The organism is Marinobacter sp. H13 (genome assembly GCF_059072335.1).
This window is the reverse complement of record NZ_JCACRU010000001.1, coordinates 1,280,182-1,292,380: the sequence shown is the minus strand read 5'-3', so window position 1 is coordinate 1,292,380 and position 12,199 is coordinate 1,280,182. Positions and strand designations below refer to the sequence as shown.

The following is a 12,199-nucleotide window of genomic DNA, read 5'->3' as shown; positions in this document are numbered from 1 at the left end:
ATTATCCGGTTCCCGGGCAGGGCAGGCAAACCTGTGACGCATGAGGGCCATAAAAAAGCCCGCCCGGATTGCCCGGGCGGGCTTTGATTGGAGCTTGGGGTCAGATGAAATCTTCATCTGACCCCACTTTCAGCTTTCCATCAGAACGCGGTGCCAAGCTCCAGGGCGGCACCGGCATCTGCATCGCTGTACAGGGCGCCGATATCGAGGCGGACGCCGACAATGTTCAGTCCGAGACCTGCCGTGAACTGGGTTTTCTCTTCAATGCCGTCGTTGTCATCGTTGCTGGCCAGGTTGTGGCGAACACCCACCCGCAACTGGGCGTAACGGAAGGCGTCGAATTCGGCGCCAAGGGCTGCCCACTGGGTGTCGTCCTCAAAGCCAAAGGCTTCCTTTTTGGTCAGGTCCACTTCCGCGGTGATAACGTGGTATTCGCTCTTGTGCGCGATGCCCGCTGTAACCATCGGGTCCAGCTTTAATGTGCGAACTTCCTCTCCGAGCAAAGGCCGGCTCGCAGCGGAGTCGAGCTCCATGGGGATCAGGTTTTTAACGACAATTCCGGTGTTCCACTGGTTGGAATCACCAAAGCTGTAGGCTGCGCCCACGTCGAGGTTGAAGCCGCTCTTTTCAGTCTGATACTGGTCATCGTCGAATTCGTCATCTTCGAAACCGGAAACCGCTTCCGTGTACTGGAAGGTGCGCAGCTCCACGTATTTCGGCGACAGGCCAAGCTGGAAGCTGTTGCCATCCTGTAGCTCAAAAGCCCGTGCGAAGCTGATGCCCACTTCCCCGACGGCGGATGCCAGTATTTTTCCTTGTGATGTCAGGTTCAGGGTGCCATTCGTACTGATCTGGTCGACGGCATTCTGAACGTCCTGGGCCGTTGCTGCAGTGGCAATCGCATTCAGTGCGGTAATATCCTGATCGGACACGTCACCACGAACGGTTGCTGTCAGGTTTGCATTGGTAAACACGCCGACAGCCAGAGATTGTCCCGGCACAGCCAGGCCCAGCCCTAGACCGGCGTTCACTCGCATGGTGTCCCTGTCGAATTCGGTCAAACGGTCGCTGAGATCGGCGGCGCCGTCCTGAATACTTTGTGGGTCGTCGGTATTGGGATCAAAACCGGAAACCAGCGATTCAAGATCAGTGATTACATCCTGGATATCATCCACCTGGTCAACTGTTTCTTCCTCATCCGCTGCGCGAGCATTCACCGAGGGCAGCATCAACCCAAAATCATCGTTCCAGCTGTGGTGATCGGAGGCCATCATCGCTGGGTTATCCATCGGCGCTGATGATGGTGTTGCTACAGCGACGCCAGTGCCACCCATGGCAAAAGAGCGGGCAGACATAAACGACTGCGGGCTGGCCAGTGCAGAACTGGTGGCAATGGAAAGACCAATAGCCAGAGAAAGTTTGGTCAGGCGATATCCGGTCATGAAGAATTCTGTCAGGTAAAAAGGCAAAATAGATGTTACGTACCTGAAAGGGTAAGGCAGAACCTTATCCAGCTCATGACGCATGGGGTAACGGTTTGTTTTTGATGTGTAAACAGAGGCAGTTTTTTGCCGCATAGGGATTGCAAAACAATACGGTTGGGAGTTGTTGATCGGAATATCAGGCAGTTAGAAAAACTGGCGTAGTTTTTTCATGGGAAACCGGAAATGACGTTTTCTGGAGACACGCAATGAACCTTCGCTGGATACTTATGCCTCTGCTGGCAACAACGGTGGCTGCTTGTGCGCCGGTTGGCAGTTATCAGGGGGATAACGGCAACCAGTCCCGCCAGGATACGATGCTGGAGCCAATTACTGTGCGGGTGAGCGGTCTGGGGACCTATGAGGATGTTGCGGCCGACCGTTCAAATATCCGCAAACGTCTGATGGCCCGGCGGGCCTCCCAGCTGGACGCCTACCGGAATCTCGTTGAACGGGTCTACGGTACTGTCGTGTACGGCAGTTCCACCGTTAATGATTTTGTGCTGCGCAACGACACCTTCAGAACCTATGTGGACAGCTACATTCGCGGCGCGAAGTTGGTCGCGGTCAACGAGCACAGCGACGGTGTCTTCGAAACGGTGATGGAACTGAAGCTCGAGCCACGTTTCCGGGCCTGTGTGGCCAAGGTTGCTGATGATCAGGTGCAAGATCTCTGCCCGATTCCCATGCCGCAGGAAAATGACAGCGTGGGCGATGTGCAGAGCAAAGGCGTGGATTCCCTGTATTACCTTGATTGATCGAGAGTATAGAGAGTGTAGGGAGTATCGAGAATTATGAAACGCTTGCTGTCACTGGCTGTGCTCGGAGCTCTGGCGCTCTTCGTGGTTTCTGCCGCCCATGCGGTGGTTCTGGAAGGCGTGGGCCATGCCAATATCCACAATGGCAACCTGGAAGCCGCCCGGGCTGAGGCCCGCAAGGCCGCAATCCGGGACCTTTCCCTGCAGTATGAAGCCAGGGTTAGCACGCACGACACCATGAAAAACGGCGTGATCACTGAGTCACGGATGGATCTGGCGTCAAGCGCCAGAGCCCGGAATGTGCGGGTAATTGATGAGTACCAGAGTGGCAATCTGTTGCGGGTGATTGTCCGGGGCGATATCAGCGAGAGTCGCAGCCAGTGTGGATCTGGAGATTCCGGACGCCTGAAAAAGCGCGTCGCAGTGACCGGGTTTCCTGTCCTGTATCCGGACCAGGCCAGAGTCGGGCGGATTGATGACGCCGGCGAAATCTTGCCGCAACAACTCCAGCAGCGTTTGGTGGCTCAGGGCGGATTGCAGGTCTTTGGTGCGACAACCTCACGGATGTTCACGGATCTGCTGAACGCGCCTACGGTACAACAGGGCGACAATCGATTGACCAATGTACTGGAACTGGCCCGTGAAATGGGCGTTCAGTTCGTAGTGACAGGCGTTATCCGGGATCTTGGCGTTGCGGATCCGTCAGCGTGGGGCACCTCCGTGCTGGATAAAATGCAGCGGGGCATCGGGGCGGTAGATCAACGGCGCCGATTTGCGGCTGATCTCGTTATCTTCGACGGCTTCAGTGGCGCGCCGGTCTATCGTCAGAGATTTGAAGCCGCGGCCGATTGGGATGCCGGGCCTGGCAGTTCAGCAGGGTTCGGCTCTGCCGGCTTCCAGAAAACCGCCTACGGTCAGGCTGTCGAGGATGTTATCGCAGACATGGCGATGGCAGTAACGGATGCATTGGCGTGTCAGCCCTTCATGACCAGAATTGCGCGGGTAGACGACTTTTCTGTAACGCTGGAATCCGGGGCTACAGCAGGCCTCAGGCCGGGTGATGAGTTGAAGATCTATCGCAGCAAGCGCTACCTGGAATCACCAGATGACTCACCAGAATTGCAGGGCAGCGACTTGTCAGTGACGCTCGAAAAAGTTCAGCCGCATTTTAGCCGGGGTACCATGCCGCAACTGGGCGGCATCGTGAATATCCAGAGAGATGATATAGCGATTATCTGGTAGGGCTGACGGGCATCAATTGCTGGCGTTGGCCACCTCGGCGGCCGCAATGTCGCGGATCTTGCCAACCATCGCCCTGAGCCCGTTGCCGCGGGTCGGGGAAATGTGCCGGAACAGGTCCAGCTGCTCGAATAACTCATCAATGTCCGTGGCCAGCACGTCCCTCGGGGTTTTGCCGTTAAGGGCGACCAGGATGATGGCAGCCAGTCCACGAACAATCATGGCGTCGGAGTCAATCAACAGGTACAGCCGGCCACTGTCTTCATCGTAATGATGAATCAGCCAGACCTGGCTCTGGCAGCCATGAACATAGTTTTCTTCAACCCGGGATTCCTCGGGAAACGCAGGAAGCTGCTTGCCCAGATCAATGATAAAAGCGTAGCGCTCTTCCCAGTCGTCCAGCAGCTCGAAGCCATCGAGAACGTCATCCAGGGTGGTGTCTTTACCCAAGGGGTTGTTCAGAAAGTCCTGTTCACTGGCAGTCATTTACAGCATTCCCAGTTCGAGTTTGGCTTCGTCGGTGAGCATTTCGTTGCTCCAGGGCGGATCGAAGGTCAGTTCAACGGTCACCTTGTCCACATTGGGCACATGCTCGAGCTTGGTTTTCACATCTTCGGTTATCACCGGGCCCATGCCGCAGCCGGCGGCAGTCAGCGTCATCAGCACGTACACATGGTTGCCGTCTTCGGTGCCATTTTCAATCCTGCACTCGTAAATCAGGCCCAGATCCACTACGTTCACCGGAATTTCCGGATCGTAGCAGTTCTGCATGGCTTCCCAGACCTGGTTTTCGTTGACGGTGCCGTCTTCCGGGGTTTCAAAGCTGCTTTCCAGGGGTTTCTTGCCGAGCGCGTCGGCATTGTGGCCTTCAATCCGGGCAAGGTTACCGTTAACAGCGACCGTAAAGGTGCCACCCAGCGACTGCGTGATGGTCACAAAGGTGTCCGACGGAATCATGATTTCGGTTCCGGAAGGAACAAGGCGGGCTTCCACCTCGCGTTTGGTCAGGACCACTTCCCGTTCTTGCATGCCTGTTCGGGCCTCGCTCTTTTCAATCTTTATATCGGATTACGCGACGGTAAAACTCTCGCCGCAACCGCACTCTGCGGTGGCGTTCGGATTGCGGAACTGGAACATGGAGTTCACGCCCTCCGTCACAAAATCGATCTCGATGCCGTTCACCAGCGGCAGATGCTCTTCTTTCACGAAAACATCGACGCCATCAATGTGAAACACCTTGTCGTCGGCGGCGGTGTCTTCCACCCATTGGGTTTCGTATTTGAAGCCGGAGCAGCCACTTTTCTTGATGGCCAGCCGAATGCCCTTGGCGTCCGGCTTTTTCTCCAGCTGTTTGCGCACGTGCTTGACCGCGCTGGGCGTCATGGTGACGGCGACGGTCGGGGTGAAGACTTCGGCTGTCATAATTCCACCTCCATCAGGCAAACAGACGCTGGACTTTCTGCAGGGCGGTAAACAATGTATCCACCTCGTCCAGAGTGTTGTAGAACGCGAATGAAGCCCTGGCTGTACCGGGAACTCCATAGAAATCCATCAGCGGCATGGCGCAATGGTGACCCGTGCGGATTGCGATTCCCTGCTGATCCAGCAGCGTGCCTATATCACTGGGGTGCAGGCCGGCAATTTTAAAGGATATAACCGGCACTTTGTTTTTTGCCGTACCGATAATCTCCATGCCGGGTACGGTTTCCACCAGCTGGTTGGCCCGCTCAAGGAGGCCGGTCTCGGCCGCTTCCATGGCGGAACGATCCAGGCCGTTCAGGTAGTCGATGGCGGCTCCCAGTCCGACTGCCTCGGCAATGGCCGGGGTGCCTGCCTCGAATTTGTAGGGCAGGGTATTCCAGGTGGTCCGTTCAAAGGACACTCGTTCGATCATCTCGCCGCCGCCCTGGTAGGGAGGCATTTCCTCCAGCAACTGGGCCTTACCGTAAAGCACGCCAATACCAGTGGGGCCAAACAGCTTGTGCGATGAGAACACGTAAAAGTCGCAGCCCAGCGCCTGAACGTCCGGCTGGTAATGAGGTACCGCCTGGGCCCCGTCCACCAGGGTGATGATGCCGTGGGCCTTGGCCTGTTCAATCAGGGCCGCCACCGGGTTCACCGTGCCAAGCACGTTGGAAACGTGGGTGATTGCCAGCACCCGGGTCTTCTCATTGAGCAGGCTGGTGAAGGACTCGAGGTCCAGCTCGCCTTCCGGTGTCACCTGAACAGGCACCACTTTCGCACCCGTGCGCTCGGCAATCATCTGCCAGGGCACGATGTTGGCGTGGTGTTCCATGTGGCTCACCAGGATCTCGTCACCAGCCTTCAGGCGCGGGGCGAGCCCATTGGCAACTAGGTTGATGGCCTCGGTCGTGCCGCGGGTCCAGATAATTTCCCGGGTGCTTTCGGCGTTCAGGAAGTTTCGAACCGTCTCGCGGGCACCCTCGAAGGCGGAGGTCGCACGGTCTCCCAGCGTATGGGCGCCCCGATGGACGTTGGAGTGCATCTCACGGTAATACCGATCCATGGCATCCAGCACAGCCTCCGGCTTCTGGGCCGACGCACCGTTGTCCAGATACACCAGGGGCTTTCCGTTTACCTGCTGGGACAGGATCGGGAAATCCCGGCGAATCGCGTCCACGTCGAAGGTGGTGCGCTTGGCGGTGCTTGCCACGGACAGATCGGTCATAACCGGTTACGCCTCCTGAAATGTCTGTTCGAAGAAGTGGTTCAGACGGCCCTGGACCGTCTCCCGCACTGCTTCAACCGGAATCTGCTCGACCAGCTCGTTGATAAAGGCCATGGTGAGCAGAACGTTCGCCTGACGCCGGCCGATACCCCGTGAAACCAGGTAAAACAGCGAGATTTCGTCAAGCTGGCCGATGGTCGCGCCATGGGCACATTTCACGTCATCGGCATAGATTTCCAGTTCCGGCTTGGTGTCAATCTCTGCCCCGTTGGACAGCAGCAGGTTCTTGTTGTTCATATCCGCATTGGACTTCTGGGCGTCCTGATGGATATGAATCCGGCCATTGAACACGGCGTGGGACTGGTCCGCTGCGATATTCCGATAGGTTTCTTCGCTGTTGCAGTGGGCAGCCACGTGCTCGATGGTGGTGTGGTTGTCGTAGTGCTGTTTGCCCTGGGTAACAACTACCCCGTTGAGCTTGCACTCAGCGCCTTCACCTTCAAGCCGAACCTGCAGATCGTGCCGGCGCAGGGGGCCACCAAACCCAACGGTATGGCTTTCAAACCGCGAGCTGCGCTGTTGCAGGACGCCGGTGGAGCCAATGTGCTGGACGTTCTCGCCTTCCATGTTCAGGCGAATGCTGGTGATGTTGGCGCCGTCGGCCACATTGAATTCAGTGACGGTATTGACCATGACCTGGGCCGAGCCGCTGGAGATGTACTCCTCCACCAGCGTAATCTGGCTATGACGGCCGGCATCCACGAAAATGCGCGGGAAAGCCGAACCGCTGGCCTCGGCCGTTACCTCGTGAACAATGAACAGCGGCTGGTCGAGCACTGCGTCCGGCTTCAGGCGAATCAGCAGGCCGTCTTCAAAACGGGCTGAATTCAGCCGGGCCATCTGAACCGCCTTGTTGTCCAGGGTGCTGTCCAGGCGATCCGCCAGATCGCTGGCTTCCTCATCGCTCAGATCGCCGAAGCTCTTGATGCTGATGCCGTCCAGATCCGGATATTCGCAGGCCTCTGGCATCATTACACCGTTAAGGAACGCAACCTTGTAGCCGGGCACTGCCAGGCCGCTGCCGGTCTTGCCATCCGCCGGCAGGGAGATGGCCATGTCGTCGGTCAGCTTCAGGTACTTGCTGGAGTATTTCCAGTTTTCGGTTTTCCGGGTCGGCAAGGGCATGTCGACCAGAGCGGTTCCACGCTGCTTGCGCAGGGCGAGCAGGGGCTCCGGCAGGGACTGCCCGGCCGGGTGCAGGAACGCGGTGGAAAGAGTGGGTGCTGGTTTCATTCCGCGACCTCCTTAGTTGGCTGAACTGTCGGCAGTTTCTTCATCCTTGATGCCCAGCCAGCCGTAGCCGCGTTCTTCCAGCTCCAGCGCCAGCTCGCGGCCACCGGATTTGATGATCTTGCCGCCCGCCAGAACGTGCACGTAGTCCGGCACAATGTGGTTCAGCAGACGCTGGTAGTGGGTCACCATCAGGATGGCGCGGTCTTCCGCGCGCAGAGCATTCACGCCGTCAGAAACAACCTTCAGGGCGTCGATATCGAGCCCGGAGTCGGTCTCGTCGAGAATTGCCAGCTTCGGCTGCAGCAGCAGGGCCTGCATGATCTCATTACGCTTCTTCTCACCACCGGAGAAGCCTTCGTTGACGCCCCGCTTCAGGAACGCCGGATCCAGATCCACCTGCTTGGAAATTTCTTTGGCGAGCTTCATGAACTCCGCCGCGTTCATCTCGTCTTGGCCCTTGTGCTGGCGCATGGCATTCACGGCGGTGCGCAGGAACTGCAGGTTGCTCACCCCGGGGATCTCCACCGGGTACTGGAACGCCAGGAAAATGCCTTCGCGGGCACGCTCTTCAGTTTCAAGTTCCAGCAGGTTGTCGCCGTTCAGGGTGATTTCACCCTCGGTAACTTCAAATGCTTCGTTGCCTGCCAGCACCTGCGACAGGGTGCTCTTACCAGAGCCGTTGGGGCCCATGATGGCGTGAACTTCCCCGGCCTTGATTTCCAGGTTGATGCCCTTGAGGATTTCTTTGCCCTCAACGGATGCGTGCAGGTTCTTGATGCTCAGCATTTGTAGCGTCTCTCTCATTTAACCGTCTGAATTCTGTTGCCTGCCCCTAACTGGGCGGAGTCAGCCATCGGGCAGGCCCTTCCGGGATACGCTGTAAATACATCCCTGTACGCTCGACGAAATCATCCCTGATTTCGACGATCCCGGAAGGGCCTGCCCGACGGCTTCTGCGATACTTTTGTGCTTGCCGTCCTGTTAACCAACGGACCCTTCGAGGCTAACTTCAAGTAGCTTGCCGGCCTCGACAGCGAACTCCATGGGCAGCTCTTTGAACACTTCCTTACAGAAGCCGTTCACGATCATGGAGACCGCCTGTTCCGGGTCGATACCGCGTTGGCGGCAAAGGAACATCTGCTCGTCGCTGACCTTCGAGGTGGTTGCCTCGTGCTCTACGATGGCCGACTTGTTCTTGCTTTCAATGTAAGGGAACGTGTGGGCGCCGCAGCGGTCGCCGATCAGGAGCGAATCGCACTGGGTAAAGTTACGTGCACCTTCCGCCCCGGGGCCGAATTTCACCAGGCCGCGGTAAGCGTTGGAGCTCTTGCCGGCGGAAATACCCTTGGAGATGATTGTGCTGGAGGTGTTCTTGCCCAGGTGAATCATCTTGGTGCCGGTGTCGGCCTGCTGGTAGTTGTTGGTCAGTGCCACGGAATAGAACTCACCAACGCTGTTTTCGCCACGCAGGACACAGCTCGGATACTTCCAGGTGACCGCGGAGCCGGTTTCGACCTGGGTCCAGGAAATCTTGGAGTTCTTGCCGATGGCGGCGCCACGCTTGGTGACGAAGTTGAAGATGCCGCCTTTACCTTCTTCATCACCCGGGTACCAGTTCTGCACGGTGGAGTATTTGATCTGGGCGTCGTCCAGGGCCACCAGTTCAACAACCGCAGCGTGCAGCTGGTTCTCGTCCCGCATGGGCGCGGTGCAACCTTCAAGGTAACTCACGTAGCTGCTGTCTTCGGCAATAATGAGAGTACGCTCGAACTGTCCGGTGTTGGCTGCGTTGATGCGGAAATAGGTGGACAACTCCATGGGGCAGCGAACGCCCTTGGGTACATAGACAAACGTACCGTCGGAGAAGACCGCGGAGTTCAGCCCGGCGAAAAAGTTGTCACCGGCCGGCACTACCGAGCCCAGGTATTTTTTGACCAGCTCCGGGTAATCCTGAATTGCTTCGGAGATAGAGCAGAAGATCACGCCGGCTTTGGCCAGTGGTTCCTTGAACGTGGTTGCTACGGAAACCGAATCGAATACTGCATCAACCGCCACGCCCGCGAGCTTCTCACGTTCGTGCAGGGGAATGCCCAGCTTTTCGTAGGTTTTCAGAAGCTCCGGATCCACTTCGTCCAGGCTCTGGGGCATGTCTTCCGGCCGCTTGGGCGCGGAATAGTACGAAATCGAGTTGTAGTCGATTTTCGGGTAGCCCACGTGGGCCCAGTCCGGCTCGTCCATCTCGAGCCAGCGACGGTAGGCTTTCAGACGCCACTCCAGCATCCATTCCGGTTCTTTCTTGAGGCCGGAAAGGCGGGCGATAACGTCTTCATTAAGGCCGGGTTCGAACGTGTCGGATTCAATGTCTGTTACAAATCCGTACTCGTATTCCCGTTTGATCAGCTCGTTCACCTCGGTGTCGGTGGTCGCCATGATCGTCGCTCCGTATTCTCTCATCGCGGGCTTGCGCCCTTAGTGTCGCCGACAGCGTCAAAGATGGGCTGTCGATCGGATGTCTTCAGTTTGGGTGTTGCAGTGGTCGCTCATCCCATGAGTACGCCCTGCAATCGCTTTTTGGATGACGGATTTCAAAGACTGTCGCTGATAAGTAAGCAGAAAATCCGCCTGAATCCATCGCTTCTGGCGAGCGATTATACAATACCAGAGTAAAATAGTCAGGTATTAATTTGTGCGTGGGGTGATTATACCTTAATCGGCCTTTGGGGCACTAAGGGGGGGGGTAATGAGGCTGATAGTCTGGTTATTGCAGGACTGCGAGGTTCGAGGTGGGCGCCAGGCGGGACTGCCTCCCAAAACACGCCGTAAACCCATCCATGGGGGCTCGGCATTGCCATCCATGGCAATGCACGGTTTTGGGAGGCAGTCCCGCCTGGCGCCTCAGACTAATTGCTAGCCGCCGGTGGGCAAGATTCGGGTGAGGTAGCTGTGCTCCAGAGTCTTTGGAAGATCAGCCGGTATCGGAATTCGAACGATATGCCCGCTGCCAGGCGCATAGTCCATGGCCTGGCCGTTTCGGTTTTCCATGATACTGGCTGAGAACCGGATGTTGCCGGCAGGGCTGATCAGTTCCAGTTGGTCGCCGGGGGCGAATTTGTTCTTCACGTCTATGGTCAGCCACTGGTCATCCTTGCCGGTAATGGTGCCAACCACCTGCTGGGTGCCAAGGAATGAGGAGCCCTGTTCGTAGGTCTGGTATTCCCGGGGCATATGGCGGCGCAGGAAGCCTTCGGTATAGCCCCGGTTGGAGAGGGCTTCCAGTTCGTTCATCAGGCCCATGTCGAAGGCCTTGCCCTGCACCGCCTCGTCGATGGCCCGGCGGTAGACCTGCGTGGTGCGGGCCACGTAGTAGGTGCTTTTGGTACGACCTTCGATTTTCAGGGAATGAACGCCCATCTTCGCCAGTTCAGCGACGTGCTGAACGGCTCGCAAATCCTTTGAGTTCATGATGTAGGTGCCGTGTTCATCCTCGTAGGCGGGGATGAAGCCGCCCGGGCGGTTGGGCTCTTCCAGCAGGATTTCTTTCGGCGCCACTTGCTGTGCTTCGCCGCCACAGATGGCAATCAGGTCGCCGGTCTGGTCGTGGCCGTGCTGGACCTGCTTGTAGTTCCAGCGACAGGCGTTGGTGCAGGCGCCCTGGTTGGCATCCCGGTGATTCATGTAACCGGAGAGCAGGCAGCGGCCGGAGTAGGCCATGCACAGAGCGCCATGCACGAAGACTTCCAGTTCCATCCCCGGGACCCGGTCGCGGATCTCGCGAATCTCGTTCAGTGCCAGTTCCCTGGACAGGATGACCCGGCTGATGCCCTGGCGGCGCCAGAACTCGACGGTTGCCCAGTTCACTGCGTTGGCCTGCACCGAGAGATGGATGGGCTGGTCTGGCCATTTTTCCCGTACCAGCATGATCAGGCCAGGGTCGGACATGATCAGCGCGTCGGGTTTTTGTTCCAGTACTGGCGCCAGATCCCTCAGATAGGACCGCACCTTGTCGTTGTGAGGTGCTATGTTGGAGACAAGGTAGAACTGTTTGCCCAGTTCGTGGGCCCGTTCAATGCCCGCGCCAAGCGCTGCAACGTCTTTGAAACTGTTGTTTCTTACTCTCAGCGAATAGCGCGGCTGGCCTGCGTAGACCGCATCGGCGCCATAGGCAAAGGCGGTTTCAAGGTGTTCGGGGGTGCCCGCGGGGGCGAGCAGTTCCGGGGTTTTCATAGTGGCTCCGGGCGATTCTGAAAACGGGGCATTCTGCCGTATGCCGTCGGCCGTTCCCTTGATCCTGCTCAAAGGTCTTATTGATTGTTTTCGGCTAACATGTGTACGCTCACGGTTCGGGCTTTTCGGGCCGAAGCGTTGCAAAGGAGGAATTCAGGATGGCATCAAAGCCTCTGACGCCAGAGGTGGCGCGGGCTTCGCTGAGTGTCAGGGTCAGTTCCCTGATCAGTGTTCAGCTTGCTCGTGGCAAAGTTGGTGTGGAAGTCGTGGCGTCGCAGCTGCATATGAGCCGCTACACGTTGCACAAGAAACTGAAGCGTGAAGGGCTGACCTTCGCCCGTTTGCTGGAGGATGTTCGCCGCAGGCAGGCGCTGACCTACATGCAGGACAGGACCAAACCGCTGGTGGAGATTGCCGAGCAGCTCGGTTTTTCGGAGTTGAGCGCATTCAGCCGGGCTTTCAAGCGCTGGATGGGGACATCCCCGGCTGAATACCGCTCTGTCAGGCTATCCTGA

12 protein-coding genes are annotated in these 12,199 nt (G+C 57.5%); 3 read left to right on the top strand and 9 right to left on the bottom strand.

All coding sequences use genetic code 11. The features are described from left to right. Positions 1-140: 140 nt before the first annotated feature. Positions 141-1,442, bottom strand: a complete 1,302-nt coding sequence (gene traF, locus AC5JQH_RS06210) for a conjugal transfer protein TraF (RefSeq protein ID WP_008169329.1) — start codon at positions 1,440-1,442, stop codon at positions 141-143. 248 nt (positions 1,443-1,690) lie between these two features. On the opposite strand from traF, the gene AC5JQH_RS06205 reads away from it, so the two are divergent. Both AC5JQH_RS06205 and AC5JQH_RS06200 read left to right on the top strand, forming a co-directional pair. Then, complete coding sequence (locus tag AC5JQH_RS06205; RefSeq protein WP_092032100.1) at positions 1,691-2,239, top strand: LPP20 family lipoprotein; 549 nt, start codon at positions 1,691-1,693, stop codon at positions 2,237-2,239. 36 nt (positions 2,240-2,275) lie between these two features. Continuing rightward, positions 2,276-3,481, top strand: a complete 1,206-nt coding sequence (locus AC5JQH_RS06200) for a flagellar assembly protein T N-terminal domain-containing protein (RefSeq protein ID WP_092032098.1) — start codon at positions 2,276-2,278, stop codon at positions 3,479-3,481. A gap of 12 nt (positions 3,482-3,493) precedes the next feature. Here the strand turns inward: AC5JQH_RS06200 and AC5JQH_RS06195 are convergent, their stop codons facing one another. The 8 genes from AC5JQH_RS06195 to trhP form a co-directional block, all read right to left on the bottom strand. Further along, positions 3,494-3,964 carry a SufE family protein gene (locus AC5JQH_RS06195; RefSeq protein WP_493805400.1) on the bottom strand — a complete coding sequence of 157 codons (471 nt, stop codon included), beginning with the start codon at positions 3,962-3,964 and terminating at the stop codon, positions 3,494-3,496. After that, the gene (gene sufT, locus AC5JQH_RS06190; protein ID WP_008169336.1) at positions 3,965-4,507 is read right to left on the bottom strand and encodes a putative Fe-S cluster assembly protein SufT; all 543 of its coding nucleotides are present in this window, start codon (positions 4,505-4,507) and stop codon (positions 3,965-3,967) included. A 39-nt stretch (positions 4,508-4,546) separates the two neighbouring features. Next, positions 4,547-4,900, bottom strand: a complete 354-nt coding sequence (locus tag AC5JQH_RS06185; RefSeq protein ID WP_008169339.1) for a HesB/IscA family protein — start codon at positions 4,898-4,900, stop codon at positions 4,547-4,549. Between the two features lie 13 nt (positions 4,901-4,913). Then, a complete protein-coding gene (locus AC5JQH_RS06180; RefSeq protein ID WP_008169340.1) occupies positions 4,914-6,167 on the bottom strand; it encodes an aminotransferase class V-fold PLP-dependent enzyme in 1,254 nt (417 codons plus the stop codon). A gap of 6 nt (positions 6,168-6,173) precedes the next feature. Further along, entirely contained in the window at positions 6,174-7,460 is a 1,287-nt protein-coding gene (gene sufD, locus AC5JQH_RS06175; protein WP_008169342.1) for a Fe-S cluster assembly protein SufD, read from the bottom strand. A gap of 12 nt (positions 7,461-7,472) precedes the next feature. Beyond that, the gene (gene sufC, locus AC5JQH_RS06170; RefSeq protein ID WP_008169344.1) at positions 7,473-8,246 is read right to left on the bottom strand and encodes a Fe-S cluster assembly ATPase SufC; all 774 of its coding nucleotides are present in this window, start codon (positions 8,244-8,246) and stop codon (positions 7,473-7,475) included. Positions 8,247-8,441: 195 nt separating this feature from the next. Further along, positions 8,442-9,890, bottom strand: a complete 1,449-nt coding sequence (gene sufB / locus AC5JQH_RS06165) for a Fe-S cluster assembly protein SufB (protein WP_008169346.1) — start codon at positions 9,888-9,890, stop codon at positions 8,442-8,444. A gap of 477 nt (positions 9,891-10,367) precedes the next feature. Continuing rightward, entirely contained in the window at positions 10,368-11,684 is a 1,317-nt protein-coding gene (trhP, locus tag AC5JQH_RS06160) for a prephenate-dependent tRNA uridine(34) hydroxylase TrhP (RefSeq protein WP_493805399.1), read from the bottom strand. A 158-nt stretch (positions 11,685-11,842) separates the two neighbouring features. Here trhP and AC5JQH_RS06155 point away from each other — a divergent pair, with 158 nt between their 5' ends. Then, complete coding sequence (locus AC5JQH_RS06155; protein ID WP_014578227.1) at positions 11,843-12,199, top strand: helix-turn-helix transcriptional regulator; 357 nt, start codon at positions 11,843-11,845, stop codon at positions 12,197-12,199.

What these genes read in the sequence shown, in the direction of transcription:
- traF (WP_008169329.1), bottom strand. Translation starts at nt 1,442, where the DNA reads ATGACCGGATATCGCCTGACCAAACTTTCTCTGGCTATTGGTCTTTCC.
- AC5JQH_RS06205 (WP_092032100.1), top strand. Translation starts at nt 1,691, where the DNA reads ATGAACCTTCGCTGGATACTTATGCCTCTGCTGGCAACAACGGTGGCT.
- AC5JQH_RS06200 (WP_092032098.1), top strand. Translation starts at nt 2,276, where the DNA reads ATGAAACGCTTGCTGTCACTGGCTGTGCTCGGAGCTCTGGCGCTCTTC.
- AC5JQH_RS06195 (WP_493805400.1), bottom strand. Translation starts at nt 3,964, where the DNA reads ATGACTGCCAGTGAACAGGACTTTCTGAACAACCCCTTGGGTAAAGAC.
- sufT (WP_008169336.1), bottom strand. Translation starts at nt 4,507, where the DNA reads ATGCAAGAACGGGAAGTGGTCCTGACCAAACGCGAGGTGGAAGCCCGC.
- AC5JQH_RS06185 (WP_008169339.1), bottom strand. Translation starts at nt 4,900, where the DNA reads ATGACAGCCGAAGTCTTCACCCCGACCGTCGCCGTCACCATGACGCCC.
- AC5JQH_RS06180 (WP_008169340.1), bottom strand. Translation starts at nt 6,167, where the DNA reads ATGACCGATCTGTCCGTGGCAAGCACCGCCAAGCGCACCACCTTCGAC.
- sufD (WP_008169342.1), bottom strand. Translation starts at nt 7,460, where the DNA reads ATGAAACCAGCACCCACTCTTTCCACCGCGTTCCTGCACCCGGCCGGG.
- sufC (WP_008169344.1), bottom strand. Translation starts at nt 8,246, where the DNA reads ATGCTGAGCATCAAGAACCTGCACGCATCCGTTGAGGGCAAAGAAATC.
- sufB (WP_008169346.1), bottom strand. Translation starts at nt 9,890, where the DNA reads ATGGCGACCACCGACACCGAGGTGAACGAGCTGATCAAACGGGAATAC.
- trhP (WP_493805399.1), bottom strand. Translation starts at nt 11,684, where the DNA reads ATGAAAACCCCGGAACTGCTCGCCCCCGCGGGCACCCCCGAACACCTT.
- AC5JQH_RS06155 (WP_014578227.1), top strand. Translation starts at nt 11,843, where the DNA reads ATGGCATCAAAGCCTCTGACGCCAGAGGTGGCGCGGGCTTCGCTGAGT.